The 19,860-nt window shown below is 61.8% G+C and carries 21 protein-coding genes; 11 read left to right on the plus strand and 10 right to left on the minus strand.

What is annotated here, in order from left to right:
* Nucleotides 1-234: 234 nt before the first annotated feature.
* Nucleotides 235-1,575: an NADP-specific glutamate dehydrogenase gene (gene gdhA, locus AC4D2F_RS16320; RefSeq protein WP_490911545.1), complete on the minus strand. Its 1,341-nt coding sequence runs from the start codon at nucleotides 1,573-1,575 to the stop codon at nucleotides 235-237.
* A 323-nt stretch (nucleotides 1,576-1,898) separates the two neighbouring features.
* On the opposite strand from gdhA, the gene AC4D2F_RS16325 reads away from it, so the two are divergent.
* The 3 genes from AC4D2F_RS16325 to AC4D2F_RS16335 all read left to right on the plus strand — a co-directional run bounded on the left by AC4D2F_RS16325 (nucleotide 1,899) and on the right by AC4D2F_RS16335 (nucleotide 4,703).
* Nucleotides 1,899-2,822, plus strand: coding sequence for a DNA/RNA non-specific endonuclease (locus AC4D2F_RS16325; RefSeq protein WP_490911546.1), 924 nt, complete (start codon nucleotides 1,899-1,901; stop codon nucleotides 2,820-2,822).
* Nucleotides 2,823-3,167: 345 nt separating this feature from the next.
* Complete coding sequence (locus tag AC4D2F_RS16330; protein WP_490911548.1) at nucleotides 3,168-3,896, plus strand: aspartate/glutamate racemase family protein; 729 nt, start codon at nucleotides 3,168-3,170, stop codon at nucleotides 3,894-3,896.
* Between the two features lie 534 nt (nucleotides 3,897-4,430).
* Complete coding sequence (locus tag AC4D2F_RS16335; protein ID WP_490911550.1) at nucleotides 4,431-4,703, plus strand: hypothetical protein; 273 nt, start codon at nucleotides 4,431-4,433, stop codon at nucleotides 4,701-4,703.
* 334 nt (nucleotides 4,704-5,037) lie between these two features.
* Here the strand turns inward: AC4D2F_RS16335 and AC4D2F_RS16340 are convergent, their stop codons facing one another.
* Nucleotides 5,038-5,751: a GAF and ANTAR domain-containing protein gene (locus AC4D2F_RS16340; protein ID WP_490911551.1), complete on the minus strand. Its 714-nt coding sequence runs from the start codon at nucleotides 5,749-5,751 to the stop codon at nucleotides 5,038-5,040.
* Between the two features lie 22 nt (nucleotides 5,752-5,773).
* Nucleotides 5,774-6,457, minus strand: coding sequence for a GAF and ANTAR domain-containing protein (locus tag AC4D2F_RS16345; protein WP_490911552.1), 684 nt, complete (start codon nucleotides 6,455-6,457; stop codon nucleotides 5,774-5,776).
* 370 nt (nucleotides 6,458-6,827) lie between these two features.
* Here AC4D2F_RS16345 and AC4D2F_RS16350 point away from each other — a divergent pair, with 370 nt between their 5' ends.
* The 5 genes from AC4D2F_RS16350 to AC4D2F_RS16370 all read left to right on the plus strand — a co-directional run bounded on the left by AC4D2F_RS16350 (nucleotide 6,828) and on the right by AC4D2F_RS16370 (nucleotide 11,272).
* Nucleotides 6,828-7,559 carry an ANTAR domain-containing protein gene (locus AC4D2F_RS16350; RefSeq protein ID WP_490911554.1) on the plus strand — a complete coding sequence of 244 codons (732 nt, stop codon included), beginning with the start codon at nucleotides 6,828-6,830 and terminating at the stop codon, nucleotides 7,557-7,559.
* A 450-nt stretch (nucleotides 7,560-8,009) separates the two neighbouring features.
* Nucleotides 8,010-8,765 carry a GAF and ANTAR domain-containing protein gene (locus AC4D2F_RS16355; RefSeq protein ID WP_490911556.1) on the plus strand — a complete coding sequence of 252 codons (756 nt, stop codon included), beginning with the start codon at nucleotides 8,010-8,012 and terminating at the stop codon, nucleotides 8,763-8,765.
* Between the two features lie 648 nt (nucleotides 8,766-9,413).
* Complete coding sequence (locus AC4D2F_RS16360) at nucleotides 9,414-10,163, plus strand: GAF and ANTAR domain-containing protein (RefSeq protein ID WP_490911559.1); 750 nt, start codon at nucleotides 9,414-9,416, stop codon at nucleotides 10,161-10,163.
* A gap of 9 nt (nucleotides 10,164-10,172) precedes the next feature.
* Nucleotides 10,173-10,928, plus strand: coding sequence for a GAF and ANTAR domain-containing protein (locus AC4D2F_RS16365; protein ID WP_490911560.1), 756 nt, complete (start codon nucleotides 10,173-10,175; stop codon nucleotides 10,926-10,928).
* Nucleotides 10,928-11,272: a hypothetical protein gene (locus AC4D2F_RS16370; protein ID WP_490911561.1), complete on the plus strand. Its 345-nt coding sequence runs from the start codon at nucleotides 10,928-10,930 to the stop codon at nucleotides 11,270-11,272. Before AC4D2F_RS16365 ends, AC4D2F_RS16370 begins: the two co-directional genes overlap by 1 nt.
* A 235-nt stretch (nucleotides 11,273-11,507) precedes the next feature.
* On the opposite strand, the gene AC4D2F_RS16375 is transcribed toward AC4D2F_RS16370, so the two are convergent.
* From AC4D2F_RS16375 to AC4D2F_RS16385, 3 genes are all read right to left on the minus strand, one after another.
* Nucleotides 11,508-12,446 (minus strand): diacylglycerol/lipid kinase family protein, encoded by a 939-nt coding sequence (locus AC4D2F_RS16375; protein ID WP_490911618.1) that lies wholly within the window; start codon nucleotides 12,444-12,446, stop codon nucleotides 11,508-11,510.
* A gap of 281 nt (nucleotides 12,447-12,727) precedes the next feature.
* The gene (locus AC4D2F_RS16380; RefSeq protein WP_490911562.1) at nucleotides 12,728-13,321 is read right to left on the minus strand and encodes a recombinase family protein; all 594 of its coding nucleotides are present in this window, start codon (nucleotides 13,319-13,321) and stop codon (nucleotides 12,728-12,730) included.
* A gap of 543 nt (nucleotides 13,322-13,864) precedes the next feature.
* Nucleotides 13,865-15,169: a hypothetical protein gene (locus AC4D2F_RS16385; RefSeq protein ID WP_490911563.1), complete on the minus strand. Its 1,305-nt coding sequence runs from the start codon at nucleotides 15,167-15,169 to the stop codon at nucleotides 13,865-13,867.
* Between the two features lie 481 nt (nucleotides 15,170-15,650).
* On the opposite strand from AC4D2F_RS16385, the gene AC4D2F_RS16390 reads away from it, so the two are divergent.
* Nucleotides 15,651-15,935, plus strand: a complete 285-nt coding sequence (locus tag AC4D2F_RS16390; protein ID WP_490911564.1) for a hypothetical protein — start codon at nucleotides 15,651-15,653, stop codon at nucleotides 15,933-15,935.
* A 141-nt stretch (nucleotides 15,936-16,076) separates the two neighbouring features.
* Nucleotides 16,077-17,054 carry a hypothetical protein gene (locus AC4D2F_RS16395; RefSeq protein ID WP_490911565.1) on the plus strand — a complete coding sequence of 326 codons (978 nt, stop codon included), beginning with the start codon at nucleotides 16,077-16,079 and terminating at the stop codon, nucleotides 17,052-17,054.
* Here AC4D2F_RS16395 and AC4D2F_RS16400 read toward each other — a convergent pair.
* Both AC4D2F_RS16400 and AC4D2F_RS16405 read right to left on the minus strand, forming a co-directional pair.
* Nucleotides 17,038-17,166: a hypothetical protein gene (locus AC4D2F_RS16400; RefSeq protein ID WP_490911566.1), complete on the minus strand. Its 129-nt coding sequence runs from the start codon at nucleotides 17,164-17,166 to the stop codon at nucleotides 17,038-17,040. The genes AC4D2F_RS16395 and AC4D2F_RS16400 overlap by 17 nt on opposite strands.
* Before the next feature lie 12 nt (nucleotides 17,167-17,178).
* A complete protein-coding gene (locus tag AC4D2F_RS16405) occupies nucleotides 17,179-17,727 on the minus strand; it encodes an SOS response-associated peptidase (RefSeq protein WP_490911567.1) in 549 nt (182 codons plus the stop codon).
* Between the two features lie 285 nt (nucleotides 17,728-18,012).
* Here AC4D2F_RS16405 and AC4D2F_RS16410 point away from each other — a divergent pair, with 285 nt between their 5' ends.
* Nucleotides 18,013-18,555 (plus strand): hypothetical protein, encoded by a 543-nt coding sequence (locus AC4D2F_RS16410; protein WP_490911568.1) that lies wholly within the window; start codon nucleotides 18,013-18,015, stop codon nucleotides 18,553-18,555.
* 125 nt (nucleotides 18,556-18,680) lie between these two features.
* Here AC4D2F_RS16410 and AC4D2F_RS16415 read toward each other — a convergent pair whose 3' ends face one another.
* Both AC4D2F_RS16415 and AC4D2F_RS16420 read right to left on the minus strand, forming a co-directional pair.
* Nucleotides 18,681-19,448 carry a helicase associated domain-containing protein gene (locus AC4D2F_RS16415; protein WP_490911569.1) on the minus strand — a complete coding sequence of 256 codons (768 nt, stop codon included), beginning with the start codon at nucleotides 19,446-19,448 and terminating at the stop codon, nucleotides 18,681-18,683.
* A gap of 5 nt (nucleotides 19,449-19,453) precedes the next feature.
* Nucleotides 19,454-19,714 (minus strand): DUF6221 family protein, encoded by a 261-nt coding sequence (locus AC4D2F_RS16420; protein ID WP_490911570.1) that lies wholly within the window; start codon nucleotides 19,712-19,714, stop codon nucleotides 19,454-19,456.
* Nucleotides 19,715-19,860: the final 146 nt, after the last annotated feature.

A 19,860-nucleotide genomic window follows, 5' to 3' on the forward strand; every position in this document is an offset into this window, starting at 1 on the left:
TCAACTTCCGCTGCTTCTATGGCACGAGGGTTAGGCGTGGCAAGTTGCTTGACCAGAGCCGACTTCACGTCGGGCCGTTTCACGCCATCGGGAAGCCCAAACGTAAGGATGTCGAAGGCTCGCTCTTAGTAGTGCGGAACCGACGCCCGCACTCGTCCGTGATCCGGGTTCTCACTCATCAGGTGTGGGTGTGCCCGGAGCTCAGGGCCGCTGGTAGCCATCAGGGAAGTGTAATCAAACGACTCCGAGTGCAAGCATGGCGTCCGCGACTTTCACGAAACCGCTGATATTGGCGCCTGCCACATAGTCTCCCGGTAAGCCATACTCCTCCGCAGTTGCCGCGCACCTGTCATGGATGCCCACCATGATTTCAGTGAGGCGCTGCTCGGTATGCTCGAAGGTCCAGGAATCGCGGCTGGCGTTCTGCTGCATCTCCAGCGCCGAGGTTGCAACACCACCGGCGTTGGCAGCCTTCCCAGGACCGAACAAGACACCTGCCTGCTGAAAAGCTTCCACTGCTTGAGGGGTGCATGGCATATTCGCCCCTTCCGCAACCGCCAGCACCTCGGAGCGAATGAGCGATCCGGCGGCTGCTTCGTCGAGTTCGTTTTGCGTGGCACACGGCAGCGCGACGGTTGCTCCCACATCCCAGATAGAACCTCCCGCCACGAAGTGAGCACCGGAGCCTCGACGGCGCGCATACTCGGAAATCCGTTCGCGATCATTTTCCTTTACCTCGCGTAGCAGGTTTACGTCGATGCCCGCCTCGTCCACGACATACCCCGAGGAGTCCGAACAGGCCACGACTGTCGCACCGAAATGCTCTGCCTTCGCGATGGCGTGAACAGCGACATTGCCCGAACCCGAGACGATAACCCGCTGTCCCTCGAAGTCGAGTTCACGCGCCCGAAGCATCTCGCGGGCGAACAGGACCGCTCCGTACCCGGTCGCTTCCGGGCGGACCAGCGACCCTCCCCAGCTCATCCCTTTTCCGGTCAGCACACCGGATTCGTACCGGTTTGTGATTCGCTTGTACTGCCCGAACAGGTAACCGATCTCCCGTCCGCCGACTCCGATATCACCTGCCGGCACGTCTGTGTACTCGCCGATATGCCGGTACAACTCTGTCATGAAGGACTGGCAGAACCGCATGACCTCACCATCCGACTTACCCTTGGGATCGAAATCCGAGCCGCCCTTCCCACCGCCAATCGGCATCCCGGTGAGCGCGTTCTTGAAAACCTGCTCGAAACCAAGGAACTTCACGATCCCCAGATACACCGAAGGGTGGAACCGCAGTCCGCCCTTGAAGGGCCCCAGCGCGGAATTGAACTCCACCCGAAACCCTCGGTTGATCTGCACGGTCCCCGCATCATCGACCCAGGGAACCCGGAAGATGATCTGCCGCTCGGGTTCGCACAATCGCTCCAACACCGCCGCATCGACGAACTCAGGGTGTTTCCTCAACACCGGCCCCAACGAGTCGAACACCTCGATCACAGCCTGATGGAACTCTGTCTCACCAGGGTTACGCCGAAATACCTGATCGCGCACAACAGACAACGCCGAATCCATTACACCCACCGCTCTCGAGATTGGGATCCTCCGCGGGACGAAGTACAAGCACGTTCCTGGCACATCTGCAGCACTAGAGGCTGCAAACCAGCAGGCCGTGAGTGCACCGTACATCGTGGAGTCCGCTCCGGCATCCACTGAGTTTTCCCTCCCGATCCGGCGCGGGTGGATCACCCGCCGAACCGTACGATCTATGGAGGTTATGCGAGACGTTTTGCGGTGCAGCGACGCTCCTTCGTCGAAGTGGCGTCTGACAAGTAGCGGCATGTGCCCCTGGTGTGTGCGTTCATCCGCCTGTCACCTGCCACTGGTACCGTCGGCCGATGGACGCCATCCTGCCCGAACCACATATCACCACCACTGCGACTTCCGGTGTAAGGATCGAGGACCTCTCGGACCGAGTGGGCTTCGATGAAGACTTCCTGGGCTTACCCGTGCCGATCCCGTCCTTGAAGGACGTCGACACGGCCCTGCTGCCCTACACGCATTTCTCCATCCTGATGCGCCCGGATAAACGCCTCGCCGCGGTCACGGCGCTCGGCATCGACGGTGCGAAGCTCATGGACCTCGACCGGTCAGGCATCGACTGGCGACTGGATCCGCGGTTGCCGGAGGACCAGCAGACCGGGGAGCGGGTCTACGCGCACAACGACATCGACCGTGGGCACCTCGTCCGCCGGGCCTCCGCGGTTTGGGGGGAAACCCGCGCCAAGGCAGCCCAGGCGAATGAGGACACCTTCCACTACACGAACGCGGCTCCGCAGGCGGCGAAGTTCAACCAGGGCCTCGAGCTCTGGCTCGGGTTGGAGACGTACCTGCTGGAGAACGCCGCCGACCATGGCCGGCGCCTCATCATCTTCACCGGACCGATCTTCAGCGACGTCGACCCCGTCTACCGGGGCGTGGAGATCCCGCTGCGCTTCTTCAAGGTCGCGGTGTTCCTCGTGGGCGGGTCCTTGGCCGCGACGGGCTACGTGGTGGACCAGACCCCGCAGCTGAAGGACCTGCCGGACGTGCCACGGCCGGGAGCCGTGGACGACGGGGACGCTCCCCCGCTGGGCCCGTTCCGCACCTTCCAGGCACCCATCCGGGACATCGCCGCGCTGACCGGACTCGACCTCACACAACTGATCGCCCTCGACCGCATGCCCATCGCCGCAGCCCTTCCCACCGCCAGGGTCACCTCGACCTGGCGGGAACTCACCAGCCCCGAATGCCTCGACCTCGACTTCGACCTCAAGAACTAGGCACACCACTCAACCATCCATGCGATGCGTGGTGTCCGGACTCCCGCGCACTTCTGCCGGAGGCCAACCGAAACCGACTTCAATCCCATACGCCGTAGACCAAAATCGACCTGTGGCGTTGGGGTGTACTCGACGCCACATTGCAGATCGAACTGTACGAGGGATCCGGATCCGAGCGGTGGCCTGTTGCCCGCCACTCCAAGAACGTATCCAACGGGTTTCCATAGGCATCGTGGACTGGAGACTGCACGCAAGCGGATCTTCTTGGTGCCCCTCCCCGGAACCTCTTGGCTGCGCGCTGGCAGTCGTTCCTGCCAGAGGCACTACACTCCACACACAACTGATTTGGAGGACAGCGTGCAGGTCATTGGGATGCTCGGTGGGATGAGCTGGGCGTCGTCGGCTGAGTACTACCGGTTGGCGAACGAGCTCGTGCGTGACCAGCTGGGCGGTGTGCACTCAGCGCGCGTTCTGCTTGACTCTGTGGACTTCGCCGACGTCAAGGAACTCCAGGCTGCCGGCCGGTGGCACCAAGCCGGCGAGCTTCTGGCCTCTCGGGCCCGCGCACTCGAAGGGGCCGGCGCGGAACTGCTGGTGCTCTGCACGAACACCATGCACATCGTCATCGACAGCATCGAGGAGGCCGTCTCGATTCCTGTGCTGCACATCGGCGATACGACATCAGCGGCCATCCGTGAGCAGGGGCTTCACCGGGTTGGCCTGTTAGGCACATCCTTCACGATGGAACAGCCCTTCCTCCGCGACCGCCTCGCCTCTGCCGGCATCGACACCATCATCCCGAATGACGCTGACCGAGCGATCGTGCACGCCGTCATCTTCGAGGAGCTGGTGCGGGGCATCGTCGTGGACGCATCCAGGGCCGAGTACCGCCGGATCATGGAGGACCTCGTTGAGCAAGGAGCCGAAGGCATCATCCTCGGGTGCACAGAGATCGAGCTCCTGATCACCGCGGACGACAGCCCTGTGCCCGTCTTCCCCACCACACGAATCCATATAGAAGCGGCCGTCCACCAAGCACTCGGCACGAACCAGTACCCGCACCCGACGGCTTGAGCATCTCAAGAGGGCCCATACCAACCGCATCGGGTAACAGCAGGGACGCGCTGCCCTGCGCCGCGATCATCGAGACGTTGCGTGCCGACGTATCCCGCGCTCTACGCACGCTCGACGCCTTTCCCACCCCACGACCCGAGCCGCCTACCAAGTAGCAGCAGTTAACCTGCTGGCACACCAACTAGGCTGCGGTGACTGCGACGGCTACCTCCATGACGACCCCAACACCGACTATCGAATAAATAGAAGGTTGCGATTACCGTTCTTGTCCTGGAAACGCTGAACCGCAAACAAACACCGAGCGATCGCATAGCCACTGGACTGCTGACGGGGACCCTACCACCGTGCCACCCGGTACCGGCGCATCGCGAACTTCGATGCCCGGGAGTGGGTCGCTTTGCACGCAAGATGGGCGGCGTGATCGAGACCTGCAGGTCGTATAGTTCTTTGAAGCGAAGCGTTCGCACGTTTTCGTCTGCTTGGTTCTGAAGTGAGCCTACTTTCTTTGCACGCGCCGAAAGAACAGGTGATGATGTGACCCGTCTGACTCCCGCAGATCCGTTCCCTGAAGATCTCACCACGTTGGATCTGGAGCAGGTGGAGATCCTCAATAGCCGCGTGCACCGCGAGCTCGATCATGAATACATCCAGGACGGTGAACCCGCACTGGAGACGGAGATTCGCCTCGAGGAACTCAATGACGAACTCGACCACCGCGACGACACCGAAAACCGTCAAGCAGAATCAGAACCGAAGCGACACCTGATGACCGTCGTCGAACCGGCAGAGTTCCGGGACGCCATTTAGGGACAGAAACACGACCTCATCCTGGACGAGCTGCACGCTATTGCCTGCGACACCAGGCACAACCCGGAATCACACCACCTGCGCTGACAGCCCGCTGAGTGCGGAACCTTCCACCGAAAACTACGTTCGCACCTAAACCGTCCCAACGCTTCGGGCGGTTCAGGTGTCGCGCGATCTTCACCAGTGGGCGGGTATCTCAGCGTGATTCAGGACCATCGGCAGGGCTTGGTCTGGACGACCGTGCAGACGCTGGTGGCCGCAGCGGTGGGCGGGGGCCGCAGTCGCAGCTTGCAGTGAGTCGATGGTTTCCTCGTGAAACGGATGCTTCGGAGGGTCAGATGGTGAGTGTTCGGTTGAGTACGGCTTCTGCGGTGTCGTGCAGACTTGTGTTGTGGGATCGGGCGTGTGCGCGGAGCAGCTGGAAGGCTTCGTCGGTGGTGACGTTCGCGGTGTGGGCGATCACGCCCTTGGCCTGCTCGATGAGGATGCGGCTGTTGAGGGCGTACTGCAGCTGATCGTTGATGACAGCTGATTCGCGGAGGGTGCGCTCCTGCAGGATGCTGATCGTTGCCACGTCCGCCAGGGCTTGCCCGATCGCGATGTCCTCTTCGCTCAGCTCTCCGGTGTCGGCGCGGAAGAGGTTCATCGCGCCGATGGTCCTGCCGCGGACACGCATCGGGACGGCGTGCACGGATTGGAAGCCCTGGGCTGCGGCCGCGTTCTTGAACTGGGGCCAGCGGTCTCCGGTTCCGGCGATGTCCCGGATCGTGACGGGGACACCGGTGATATAGCACTCGACGCAGGGACCCGCCCCGGTGTCCTGCTGCAGGACTTCGATCAGATGGCTTTCCTCACTGGTGGAGGCCAGCACCTGCAGGACACCGTCGGGGCCGGCCAGCATCAGACCGGCGGCGGTCGCGTCGAGCAGGTCGACGCATTCCTCCACGAGGGTGTGCAGCAGGTCCAGGACGTCATAGTCATCGATGAGCGTGTCCGCGATCTTCAGGAATGCTGCACTGACCCGGCTTGCCCGGGTGATAGCTTCCATGGACCCAGTGTAGAGCCCACTATCACACTTCATCGGTCTGCAGAGGCGTAAAATCCAGCTGCCGCTCCAGCACCTCGGTGGAGGTTTCATGCACCGATTGCCCGTTCGCGAAAGCATGACCCCGCAGCAGCAACAAAGCATCCGCGGCCGTTCCACCGGTCTGGGCGAGCACCATGCCGGTTGCCTGATGGATTTCCCGCCGGGACGGGGACAGGCCGCCCCCGCGGGAATCCTGCTCGGATTCCGGGACGAGGATGCGCCGTAACAGGCTCCACGCAGCCCCATCCGCCAGGGCGCGGGCGGTCACCAGGTTGGCTTCACTCAGGAATCCCGGGGTCGTGCTGTAGAGCTCTGCGACGCCGATGTCCATGGCACCGACGATGAGCGGGAACACGAAGAGGGCTTCCGCGTCCGTGTCGAGGAGGGCTTTCCCGAAGACCGGCCACTTCTCGTGCTCCATCGATCGCACGTACGGGAGAAGAACGGGAAGGCGCGATCGGGCGGCTTCCCACCGGGGGCCTTCGCCGAGGTCGAACTGCAACTCATCCAGCCTCGCCGCGAGCTCATCAGTGGTACCGAGGGTGGTTTCCTGCTCGGACCCGCTGAACGCCGACAAAGCGGCACCCGTCACCGGCAGCGCGTCGATGAACGATGCGCAGAGGCTCGAGCACAGCTCATCCACACCGGATAACTTGCCCTCCCTCATCTGGACACCACCCGAAGACGAGGACCAGGAAAGTCGGACCGGTGCAGCATCTCCCTCACCCTTCCCGCAGCAGCACGCTCATTCGTTTCATGAGCTACGCGAGCTAGACCCTGTTCTGGATCCGCTAACGAACTGTCCCAAGTTTAGGCGCCCATCAGCACCATGACAGGGCTAATAAATGCGGCGCTTCTCGCCGGTCCTTCGTCCGCTTACACGAGAACACCACGCCAGGCCCGGGCCATCTGGCCCTACTCACCACCAGCCCAGGCAGTTCCCCACTCTTGACACCCTTCCTGAATGACAGCAGGCTTAGGGTATTGCCCCGGACCCCGGCACTATGCATCCATCGCCATGCTTACCAGGGGTCACCATGACGCAGACATTCCATCACCTCATCCGCAGCACCCCTCAGAGTGACTCCCGTGGTGATCGTGCTGGGCAGACGACACCCCCTCATCCTGCTAGGGCCCGTGGACTCAGCGATCGCCAGGCTGTCATCGCGGTCATGACCTCAAACGGGGTCACCTGCCAGGACATCGCCTTTGAACTGATGCTCCCGCTGCGCACAGTGCAAGGTCACCTGCATCAGGCGCTGCGGGTCCTTGGCCTCTCACACGTTGAGGACCTCACCTACGAGGTCATCGCAGCGCACTACGAGAGGACCCTTCTAGCTGCACGGTCCGATCAGCGAAGAACTTCCGAGGCTACTGAACCCACCGGGTTCACTGAATCCACTGGGCCTCCTGAGCCCGTCAGGGGCAACAACCCGTCGAACTCGTTGGTGGCCCTCGATGCCTCCCAGGCTCGCGATGAGGAACTCACCCACGTCGCCGCGCTCACCCGTGAACTGGCAGCCACACGCGCCCAACTGGAACAGGAACGCGACACCGTGCGTCAGCTCCACCAAGCCGTTGGCAGTCGCGACACCATCGGACAAGCCAAGGGTATCCTCATGGAAAGGCACAAAATCAGCGCCGACGCCGCTTTCGTGATGCTGCGAGATGAAAGCAGTCTCAGCCACCGCAAGCTCGTCAACGTCGCCCACGACCTGATCTACTCGGGCGAAGAGACCGCCTGCGAGAAGCAACGCGAAACCGCCTGACACGGTCACCCTGAAGGAATCCGGGACGGGAAGCGGACGTACCCCACGGGATTGCCCCCACAGGTCGAGTGGTGCGCGTGCCTTCATGTTCGACGGTCCTCACGCGCTCAGACGCCCTGGGGCGACACCGTCCGCGCTGACCGAACCCACTCCCAATCCCGCATGGATGACGGCGCCGAGATCGGCGGCGACTATCCTGCGGCGGAGTAACCAATGTTGGTGAGCTCCCACATCCCGTCCTCCTGAATACGTGCCGATGCCGTTCGGCCGCGCTTCGCGCCTGGTGAGAGTTTGGCTCTGGACAGCAATGCATTAATGTAAGCGCTGTAATTTTGGTGCTCTCACCCGTTCCGTCGCATGTTCCGCGGGTCTTGGCGCGCAACGACGAGCACCACGCCGGGTGCGACGCGGCTCCATCAAACGGTGACCCACTTCTGAAAGGCGTGCATGATGAGCGAGGAGTCCGGCATGGATAGGGGTATGCCGTCGTCGCACCACGGCAACAATGATCGGGAGCGTGATCTCGCTACAGAACTCGCTGAGCTCGCCCGATCGCTGCAGCAGAAACCGGACTCAGACGCGGTCCTCGCCGGGTTCGTCCACGCGGCCGTCGACCTGATCCCCGGGGTCGACGAAGGCTCCGTCAGTGTCGTCCTGGGACGCAAGAACGTGGGGTCCCGTGCCCCGTCCGGGGATCTTCCGGCGCGGATCGATGCGCTGCAGATGGAGACCGGGGAGGGCCCGTGCCTGGAAGCAGCGTATGAGCACCGCACGGTCCGGGTCCCTGACATGGCGCATGAGGAGCGGTGGCCGCTCTTCGCGCAGCGCGCCACCGAGGCCGGCGCGAAGGGGATGCTCTCCATCCAGTTGTGGGTCGAAGGAGATAACCTCGGCGCGCTGAACCTCTACTCGTACAAGGCCAACGCCTTCACCGACGAGTCGGAGAACATCGGCCTGCTGGTCGCCTCCCACGCGTCTGTGGCGTTCGCCGAGGCCGAGAAGAGCCGCCAACTCCATGCAGCGGTGGACTCCAGGGACGTGATCGGTCAGGCCAAGGGCATCCTCATGGAACGCCACAAGATCACCGGCGAGCAAGCGTTCATCGTGCTCTCCATGGCCAGCCAGCACACCAATACGAAACTTCGGGACGTGGCTGACCACCTCATCAACAGCGGCGAACTCCCGGGGAAGAACACAGCACGCTAGGGACCGCTGTATCAGTTTCTATCGCGATGAGCACGTCTTCCTTGAAGTGGATCAACTAGCTAGCGGCAGCCGAGTACACCGCATACTGAGAACACCCCGAAAGAGGTCCCCCGGATTCGTCCGCAGGCCTCCGCCGGACTACACCGACGGGCCTCGTGCCCGAGCGTGGGAGTCCCTCCGGCCGTCAAGCAGTCGGCCACCGGAGGAACACCAGCACGGCAGTCCCTCGTGAGGCCTCCACGAATGGGCGGCACCCGTAGATCAGCCGCGGAGTCAGTAGTCAGCCCGCAGTGAGACAGTCAAGGATTAGCTGTCTCTTGGGAGTTTCCTCCTGAGGTTGACTCGCACTGTGGCTACAGAGCACCTGCGGGGTCGATCATTCTTGACATTTTTCCGGTGAACGAGCACGCTGAAGTTCTCGCCCCGGACCCTGGCAGAGAACCGCTTTTGCCGTTCCTCCAGGAAGTCCCATGCCACACGCACTGCATCCCACCGATCTTGGCGCGCCTCGCCGATTACCGCACATGTTCTTCAACCGGGCCTTGCCGCTGCGAACGGTTCATGAACACCTTGACGCCGTGACGAGCACTGCGGTGGGTGCGACGCGGCTCCATCATGCGGCGATCCCACTGCTAGAAGGTGTTCTTGGTGAGTGAGGAGTCCGGGGTGGACAGGGGTATGCCGTCGTCGCATCACGGCGGCAGTGCGCGTGTACGTGATCTCGCCACGGAACTGGCCGAACTGGCCCGGTCGCTGCAGCAGGAACCGGATGCGAATGCGGTCCTCGCCGGCTTCGTCCACGCGGCCCTCGACCTGATCCCAGGGGTTGACGAAGGCTCGGTGAGCGTCGTCCTGGGACGGAAAAACATCGGATCCCGGGCCACGTCCGGGGATCTTCCGGCGCGCATCGATGCGCTGCAGATGGAGACCGGGGAGGGGCCGTGCCTGGAAGCCGCCTACGAGCACCGGACCGTGCGGGTCCCCGATATGGCGCACGAGGAGCGGTGGCCGCTGTTCGCGCGGCGGGCCGCCGAGGCCGGCGCCAAGGGGATGCTCTCGATCCAGCTGTGGGTCGAAGGCGACGATCTGGGGGCCCTGAACCTCTACTCGTACGAGGCCGATGCGTTCACGGACGAGTCCGAGAACGTGGGCCTGCTGGTCGCCTCCCACGCGTCGGTGGCGTTCGCCGAGGCCGAGAAGAGCCGGCAACTCCACGAGGCCATCGATTCCCGGGACGCCATCGGTCAGGCCAAGGGCATCCTCATGGAACGCCACAAGATCACCGGCGTCCAGGCGTTCATCGTGCTGTCCATAGCCAGCCAGCGCACCCACCTGAAACTCCGGGATGTCGCCGAGCAGCTCATCAGCAGCGGCGACCTCCCCAACAAAAACAGTTAGAGGCCCACCATGAACACCACTCCCCCACCCCCCTCCTCACCGTCCCTGTTTCCGCCTGAACTGTTGGCGATCTTCGGGCGCACCAACGGTCACCTCCTCACGGAACAGACCGCCCACAACGCCGTCGACGGCCTGGCCGAGATCGCCCGCGACATCATCCGTGCCGCCGAGGGCGCCGGCGTCAGCCTGATCAACACCGACGGCACCCGTATGAGCGTGGGCGCGACCGACCCGCGCGTGCTCGAAGCCGATGACCAGCAGTACGAGCTCGGCCAAGGACCCTGCATCAGCGCCTGGCTTGAGGGTGAGCCCGTGTACATCGCCGACACCCACACCGATCAGCGGTGGCAGAAATGGACGACCGCGGTAGCACCGCTCGGTATCCGCTCCTGCCTCAGCGTGCCCCTGCTGGACAAACCGACAGGACTCGGAGCGATGAAGGTCTACTCGAACACCGTCGACGCGTTCTCGGACCAGGACCAGCGGCTACTGGCCAACCTCGCCCGCTCCGCCGCGACCCTCCTCGACCACATCCAGGCCAACGACACCCCACAAAGGATCAGCAACGACGTCAAAACATCCCTGGCCGAACGGGACACCATCGGAGTCGCCCGCGGCATCCTGATGGAACGCCTTGATCTGGACCGGCAGGCAGCCATGAACCACCTGATCGACCTCGCCACCGACGCCAACACCACCATCGGCTTCATGGCCACCATCATCAGTGAACGTCACGACGACACCGAGCCCACCCCTGATCCGTGATGACCAAAAACACCCCCGAGGACCAACGACAACGCACACTGCACGCCATCCACAGCAGTGGACTCAACGTACAGAGCGTATGGGTCCGCTACTTCTCCTTCACCGGGGACGTCGACGAGCTCGAGATCGACGCCTACCTCAACGGGCTGATCACCCTCACCCCCATGGATCGGGACCTCGTCTCCCTTGCAGTCAACGAACTCATCGCCGAAACACTCCCACCGACCGCCCCCTACAGCAACGACCCCGACGAACCGGACGAACCCGACGAACCCGATACATTGGTCGCCCTGGATGTCCTCAACCACCAGGATGACCGGGACGACCTCAACGAGGCATCCTAGGCGTGATGTTCATCGCCCTCGGGCTCATGGCCACCATCCCCGTCGTCACCGCCCTGCACTAGCCAATGACGATATTCACACCAAAGATCGGCACTCACCTCAAACGAGTCCACTCATGATGTCTCGGACGGTACGAGGGCAGCGGCACGTGAAGCTGCCTGCGGGGGCGGTTGGGGCGGCAGGTGTTCCTAGGGATGTGGCTGGGTCGATTATCGGCGTCCTTCAACCGATGGTTTCACCCAAGAATGGGCAGGGCCTTGTGGATGCAGTCGATCGTGATGTCCGCCCCGGCCCTAACTTCTTTCACTTCGCCGTCGATCTGGTACGGCATGGGCTTCAGGGCTGAGAACCGGTACTGCTCGTAGCTCGGCTGATCGCCGAGACCTTTGGTCGAGGCTCGCAGGGCCGTGAGGAGGATCTTCCACTTGGCCATGTGAGGGAAGGTGATGACCTCGAACTTTCCATCGGCCGGGTGATCGTCGGCTTCGCTCAAGGTTGCGTACTTCGCCATCTGCGAGATATTAGCGAACACCAGGCTGTCGAACTTCCTTCGCTGGCCGTCGTTCTGCCGAATCTCGAACGGCTTGAACTTCGAGAAGGTCCGCACCACGGAGAACATCTCCTTGATCGCGCCCTTGCTGCCCTTCTCAAGGTCGATGGCCATGATCGGCGTCAGCCCGAATCCGATGTAGGAATGCGCATGCACCGGCCCCGTCTCCGACTTCGCCTCGCGCTCCGTGTCCTGATTGGCGTCCTGGCTGGTGTCCGGCTCGTCGATGCTGATCCGCAGCAGGTCAATCCGCCGGACCCGACCCTCGACGATCGCCTCCGCCAAGGGCTGGCGTCCCGTGACGCGGCTGTGGTCATTCGCGTTGCCCGCGGCCAAGACCGCACACACAGCATCATCGCTGCCGCTGGCCATCACTCCGTTGACGACCTCGTTGTACCCGCCGTCCCCACTGACCGACACAATCAACGCATTCCCGGATGACGCGGCCTCATGGGCCAGGTCCACCGCGTGACCGGCGTGCTCTGTGGGAGTCAACCGGACATCGGTCCCGGGCAGCTTGATCATCAACTCGTCATGCAGCTCCCCGGCGAGCTTCGGAGCGTCCCCGGTACTGTTCGGGTTGAAGATGATCGTGATCACGTCGAACCTACGTGGTGACTCCAGCGGTGCCTTCATGAATGCGCCCTTCCTGATCGTTCATGCCAGTAACAGTGCAATCCCAGTGTTCCTACCCCGATAATAAGTATCCTTTCTATTCTCGGGGAGAGTAGAGGGCCTTCGAGGGCCGCCGAATCATTCCGGATCGTTGCGTTCACCACGGAGCGCGGGCTCCGTTCGAGGGCCTCTGAACCTAATCGCGTTCGAGGGCGAAGAAGATGAAGCCGACAAAGGCAGTGCGGCCCTGAGCAAGCCCTGCCCGACCACCCTTGGCACCGCGTGTCGCTTCAATCCGCCCGGCTGGCAGCCAGTCCGAGATAGCGATAGACGGTAGCCCGGCTGGCCCCGATAATCTTCCCGATGTCCGCCGGGGCGAGCCCCTGGGCCTTCAACTCCAGTGCACGCCGGACCTTCGCGTGGTCCATGGTAATCTCACGCCGCCCGGCCTTTCGTCCGTGTTCGGCGGCCGCGGCCATACCCGCCCTGGTCCGCTCGGCGAGCTGGTCCCGCTCGAGCTGCGCGAACGCGGACATCACGGTCAGCATCGCCCGACCCATCGGACCGGTGGTGCTGATGCCCTCGGTGACGCTACGGAAATGCACGCCACGGTGTTCGAGGTCATCGATCAAAGCCAGCAGGTTGCGGGTGTTGCGCCCCAACCGATCCAGCTTCCACACCACCACCTCATCACCCTTCCGAAGATGATCGAAGAGCCTATCGAGCTCGGGCCGGCTGGCCATCGTCCCGCTCACGCCGTGGTCGGTGAAAATCCGATCGCAGCCGGCCGCTGTGAGCGCTGCATGCTGCAAATCAGCGTTCTGCTCCAGCGTGCTAACCCTCGCATACCCAACACTTCCCATCCCCACGCTCCCAGCGCTCATCAAAGGTCTGTTTGTCCCTTGTTGAGAATACCCTCACTGAGACACATTGCTGAGACGTAATGTGGCGACGGACTCCCGCGCCGATCCTGGAGTTCACCGACCCACCGTCGGACCCCGCTCTCCGTCCGGTCAAAGGATCCTTTGACTGGACGCGCGGCAGGACGCCGCTGGCGCGCATGGGCGCATCTGAAGTCGGCAGCAAATCCGTCGCGCTTACTGCAACCCGCCAGCGACGTTTTGCACGCGGCTTGTGCACCACCCTCGAGGCCGCCTACCTTGTGAGTTTTCGTCAGGATGGCGGGGTTTCTGTCGATAAAGCTGTCGGGGTCAGCAAGTGCTCCTGGCTCGACGTCCGCAGGAGGATCCGTCAGTGAAATACTCTGCCGGTTCGTAGACGGACCGTGCATTTGGTCACTGAATATCCCACCTAGCATGCATGAGGGTCGCCTCAGCAGCCGCGACACAGCGGCTGAATATTGGCAAGGAAACCGTGCGGAGCTGGTCGTGTTAGCGCAGTTCGGCAACAAAAATTTGCCCTCCGATTCAACAATCGGATGTTCTGTTATCCCACTCCCCGAGCACTATCCGCTTTGAACGAATGTCACTCGCTTCCGAAACCCAAGGTTCGCCCGCGGAGTAGATCGCCCGTAGTGCTTTCACCGCGACCTCTACTGCCTGTCCGGTGGCTTTCTCGCGATCTCTGTCCTTCACCTTCTGGCCATGGACGAGTTGACTCCGCACCGAGTATGTATCCCCAAGGGACTTCATCATTTTCGAACGAAGTTCAATGTTCTCTTCAAGAAGAATCGCGAGGGAAGAAGTTACTCGATTCACAGTCTCTAGCTTCGTTCCAACCAAGCTTTCCCAGCAGATAACAGCGTCGACCAAGCGATCGTCGGGGTCATATCTCTCGCTGACGGCCGAGACCAGCCGACGAGCCGCAACATCAAGGCTTGGATTGTGATTCGCGTCAAGGGCATTTGCCCAGTGCACGATTCCTCCAATGTCAGGCTCTCGGATCTCAATAACCTCTGTGGGAAGCCCCAACAGGTAGCCGCTTGACCCCCATCCTCCAAGAAACGGCATGATGCGGGTGGAGAATGTGAAGCTCGGAGCGCGCACACGACCGTCCTCGGAGGCTAACGCAAATGCCAATGGCAGCATGTGCCGGACCTTATGTTCATGGGCGTGCAGCTCATCCTGCAGCATTGATTCGCTTTGATCGCCGACACCCATCAATGGAGTCGTTTTGAGCGTCCCCACCAATACTGCAGTTGTGGGGTTGATTCGACCTCGTCTGCCTATTTGGGCGGCTCCCCCCGCAACCCCACGAATGACACCCCATGGCGTGGTAATTTGCAACCCGTTTGGAATAGATAGTCCGGCTAGGCCATGAACTAGCCGAAGCGTCACGGGCTCACCGCGGATTGCACGTTTTATCTCGGCGAGGTTCTCCACAACAAATGCGCAGAACTCATCTTCAGTGAGAGGGGTTTCGATTCTTGCTCGGCGAAGTGCTGGAATAATAAGGTCAAAGGGTAGCGTCTCGCGTTGAACAGTGGAGCCACCTCCTGGATACCGGAAGAAGGTTCCAGATTCAGTGCCCGCCAACCACATCCGTTCAAAATCGCTATCGGCGTTCAACGCGTCGAAAGCTGTCTGATACTGCGGCAAGCTCAGGATTGCCGAAGTTATTCCTAGACTGACCTTGAGTAGTGGCTCATCCTCTGCGTCGTCCAGGTCCCCATAAGTATGTGGCGGCTCTTGCATTGTCGCGTAGGCCATCCGTGCTAAGTCGCGAAGCGCAAGCTCAGACGCGCGGCTACTCATGGACGTTTCAGTATCCATATTTGACTCCCTGAAATCTCTGTCGCAACGCTCTAGATAGTGTTGTCAACTGCACCCTAGCTTGTTGTCTATTTGGTTGTTCCTGCGGCCTGATTTCCATGGCATCGCTGGGGCCAGCGTCTACGCGGTAGATCGATCGAATCCGCCGTCAGCGAGGGTTGGATAGCTTACCCCGGACTGGTGCTCACCAGCCGGCAGCCCATCGCCTCTACTAGTTCATGGGCCTTGAACTGAACCGACAAGTCCAAAAATTTAGTCACTATCCGGACGATTCATGCGAATGACTCCTAACTCAATTTATCGCAACCAGCGGTCGTGCCTTACATAGCAAAGCCTGAACGCTAGCAGCGTCCGTTGACGAGTCGTTTGTGCTACCCCTTCCCTGCAGGTAACCCTCAGAGGAGGAACGGGAGTGCAACTGAGCGACAGTTTGTCTCCTCACATTGGGCCAGCCTGACAGCGGCTGCTCTAACATCGCTATATGGCTACTAAGACGACATGGATGTCCGACGGTGATGAGTGGGTCTTTGAGGAGGGCAAATCCGCGAAGGTAACGCTGCGAGGCGAAAGTCGCCAGAGGTCTGCTGATTTCCGAGTACTAAGGGTGATCAATGCGGTAACGGTAGAGACCGACTTGAGGGGTTACTCGAGCTACGGCTGGGAAGGACCCGTAGTGGGGTGGGCGGGAAATGGCAAGCTTGAGGTCGAGAAGGCCGAGAGCGACGGAGACGCGCCCAGGTTCGGCGAGGAACCGACCAGGGGGTGATCAAGCGAAGCCTCAAACTGAGACGTTTCGTCCCTCAGGCGGTCGTTTTTACACGCCCACTCACCGACGTTGCAGATTTCTCACCACCAAGTCATTCACCCGTCTGCAGCGCCGCAGCGAGAGCGTTGTTACGATCAGCAAATGCCTCCGAAGAAGCCCGCCATCAGCAAGAAACACGGCCGCATCGTCCCAACACGTGGCCTCCGCAGCAAAGGGAACCCTGCCTTCCCGGAGGAAGTTGTCGTCAAACTACCGGGCAAACGGGATGCTGTGGTGGCAAAGCGCAATCCTTCAACAGGGCGCTACGAAGTAGTCGCTCCCAGCCCAAGGAAAAGTCGACCAGCGAAGCCGGCCGCGGCTCAGGAGGAGATACTTGCCCACTTGACCAGCATGCCCGGCTGGGAGGTAGGGCCAGCGCCTGAGGTGCAAGGGCTCCAGGTTGACGTGAACCGCCTTGCTCAATCTCAAAGAGCTACCAATTCGCCCGCATCCCCTAGTCCGGCACAGGCACCCCCGGCACCTAACTTCACTACCAACGACCTCTACACAGACTCGGACAACCCGGTTGAGGTGCAACCGCTGAAAGCCATAATCTTCACCGGCTCCGATGATCCAGTAGCAGTACTGCAGCTCGTTCAAGCGGCTCAAGACGTCATACGCGAACTTGGCTACTCCGACGTGACCATCGAATCGGTAGAAAGGGGTTCTGTTTGGACCTGGCTGAAGGCGCAGTGGGATGAAGGCGGTAGGGATCTTGCAGCCGAGAAGCTTGAGAAGGTAGCAACCCAAGCTGAGCACTACGCAGAGCTAGCAACAGTTCAGAAGCTTCAGGCTGAGGTCGACCAATTAAGGAGCGAGTCAGTCGAGCGACTTGTCAATTGTCTGACTCAGAACGACGCAGACGGTGCGATGGTGTTGGGTTCACTAGTGGTTCTCAAATACACAGACCAGTCCGGAAAGACGATAGTGATCGCAAAGACTCTCTCCCCAAAGGAGGTAGTCATCTGTGAGGAGCACTCTGGCCTCGCGGGTAGCCCCGCAACATTCCTGGCAGACTTGGCAATTCTCACGGCTCAGGCCCAATCCCCGAACCCAAAAGCGATCACACGGGCTGGATAACTTGTGGTCCGTTGTTGCGGACTGATCCGACCTCTTTCCCGACGGTCCGCAGGATGAGGTTGGGTTCGGGGATGGTGTCGATGAAGTGCTGCACCTGGTCCCGCTCGGTCATGGTCGGGTCCAGCTACTCCCCCTGCAGCTCGACCGGCATGGTGACGGGCATCCGCTCGTGGATATGCCCGAGCGCGTCATGTGCGGCCCGAGTGAAGATCGTCGCAGTCACCAGCCACTTGTCGTCGGCATCTTCGGGCTTGGTCGGGTCGGGCCAGAACTCGTATAGGCCGGCGAAGCCCAGCAGCTGATCCTCGTCCTGGTCGTGGAGGTAGTGCGGGGTCTTCGTCCCGTCCTCGTTCTTCTGCCACTCGTAGTATCCGTTCGCGGGGATCAGTGCTCGCCGCTTGGCGGCCGCGGTCCGGAACGACGGCTTCTCCGTCACCGTCTCACTGCGGGCATTGATCATCCTCGCCCTGGCCTTCGGGTCCTTCGCCCAGACGGGGACGAGCCCCCAGCGGGCGACCTCGAGGCAGCGCACCAGTGTCCCCTCGCGCACCTGCTCGGATACGAACGGGATTCCCTGCATCGGGGCCACGTTCCACGACGGCTTCAGCTCGTCCTCGAAGGACTCCTCGACGCTGAACGCGTCCCGGATAGCGGCCTTGTTCCCTGCAATCACAAAGCGTCCACACACAATCATGATTGTGCCCTAGCTCTCCGACTCGGGCAGGACGGTCGGAGTGGGCGGGTACGCCTCCTGTCCCCAGGTGCACGGTACAAGCTCCCCACGCTCCGCTGCTTGGCCCGCACACCTGGGGACAGCAGGAACCAAGGGCCCGCCTGCACACAACCACCACTTCACCGACACGGGATAGCTCGACTCGAGCGAGCGGTGGCCATGCACAGCCTCTGTTGAGATGTTCAGCAGTCTCAAACCCTCATCCAAGCGCTTCATCATTGAGACATGAAAGATGTCGCCCTCTGGGCCCTTCCGCTTCTCGGATACGCCGTAGCCCTTGGTGGCGAATTCTTGCGCAACGCGCTTCAAGCCCGACGTGAACGTGCAGCGCGACGAGACGATAGGCAGCTGCGCCTGGGAGAGAAGCGGGACGAGTCCGAGTTGGAAGCAATTAAGAACGTCTACGCATCGCTGGATCGGCTAGCAAGAGCCGCTGTCCAATTTCACCTACTCGACATGGCGGTAGCCAAGGAGGTCGGCTCGTATGCGTCACACCGACTCGACGAGGACAGCGTCGGCGAGGTTGATGAAGGTTTTCGCGTAGCAGCTGTTCAACTTTCGATGGACGCGGAACTGGTTCTTAACGATGACCTCAGAACACGATTGAAGGCGACCAGAGATGCCCTGCAAACCCCTTCTTCCATGTATCACAGCGAAGCATCCAAAGCGGACGCCGTGATGAACAGGGCAATCGCGATGGTACATGAGACTCAAGAAGCTCTTGGTGTTCGCCTTCGCCAGCTCTACTCCGTTCCGCCCGTTATCTGACGGGCGGCTGCAGAGGTTGCTCTTTGAGTTGCAGCGCCAGTTGTAGGTGCAATCTCGTACTGTCCGCAGAGTGGGCCAGAACAACCGGTACGCGGCCAACCACGACGAGTTTGAACCAACGAGAACTAACCGTGGCGCAAGGAATACCAGCCGGGCAAGGTGTGGTTGAGTCGCTGGAGTCGGTCGGATCGTAGCCGGCCCTTGCGCTGCCAGGTGCGTTGCCGGCCCAGCCACACGGCGAGGACCGTCTCGTCCGGGTGCCGAATACGGTCGTAAATCGGAAACCGACCCACCGCTGCCCGGAACTGCCGCACGTCCTCAAGGCGCCGATCCCACAGCACGTCGGCGTGACCCCTCCTAGTACCCACCCACTCCCCCAGCGTGTTCAGGGCTTCGGTCCTGTCGGGGGTGAGGGTGCCGGCGTCGTGGTTCCTGCGCTGGTTCTCCAACCACCGATACAGCACACGACTGTCCTGGCTGTCGTTCTGCGCCGGGATCCTCCCGTGCTCGCGCACATGCGCTGTGAGGCGGGCGTAGTGCTCCCACCACGCCTGCTTCCGGGTCCGCCGGCGGTGCTTCCTGTTCGCCGGCCACGCGGGCTGGTTATGGATCACCCAGCATGCGTCGAACCACGCCGGGTCCCGTTTGATTTGCTGGTCGACGGCGCGGATCACGCGCTTCACGGCAACCCGGCACCAGGCGGCGATCACCGGCGCCGGCACGCCGCGGGAGTACATGAGCAGCCACTCCTGCCGGCTCTCACACGGCTCCCACAGACTCTCGTCCTCGGACACGATCGGCTCACCCACGCATACGGGACCCGTCGTCACGTCGTCGCGGCGTTCCGACGGCGCATCCATTGCGTCAGCAGGGGCCTGGATGGAGGTCTGCATGCGTGTCAGGTCGCCCAGTCCGGGTTGTAGGCGGGGTGCGCTGCCCAGGGCAGGGCGAGCAGCTCGAGGATCTTGCCTCTGTAGTCCTGATCCCCGGCCGGCTCATACGCCCAGTCGATGCTCTGGACGTGTCCGACCAGGCGGCGCGTGACCTCACACTCGACCAGTAGCCGCTCCCCCACCTGCGCCGGCATCACCCCGACCCCGGCGAGGACCTCCAGATCGACACTGATACGCGCGAGGATGAACGCGGCCAGCTCATCCATCGCGTCCCCTTGGCCACTGGCTCCCGGTCCGCCCATCCCGTCGATCTGGCCCTTCTGGTCTGCGTGATCCGTTCGGCCTGTCTGGTCCGTACTGTGCGTGCGGTTCATGGTGTCGAGGGCGACCAGAGGACCCGCGGAGCGGGGGG

It is taken from the genome of Arthrobacter sp. TJ-263 (assembly GCF_058269155.1).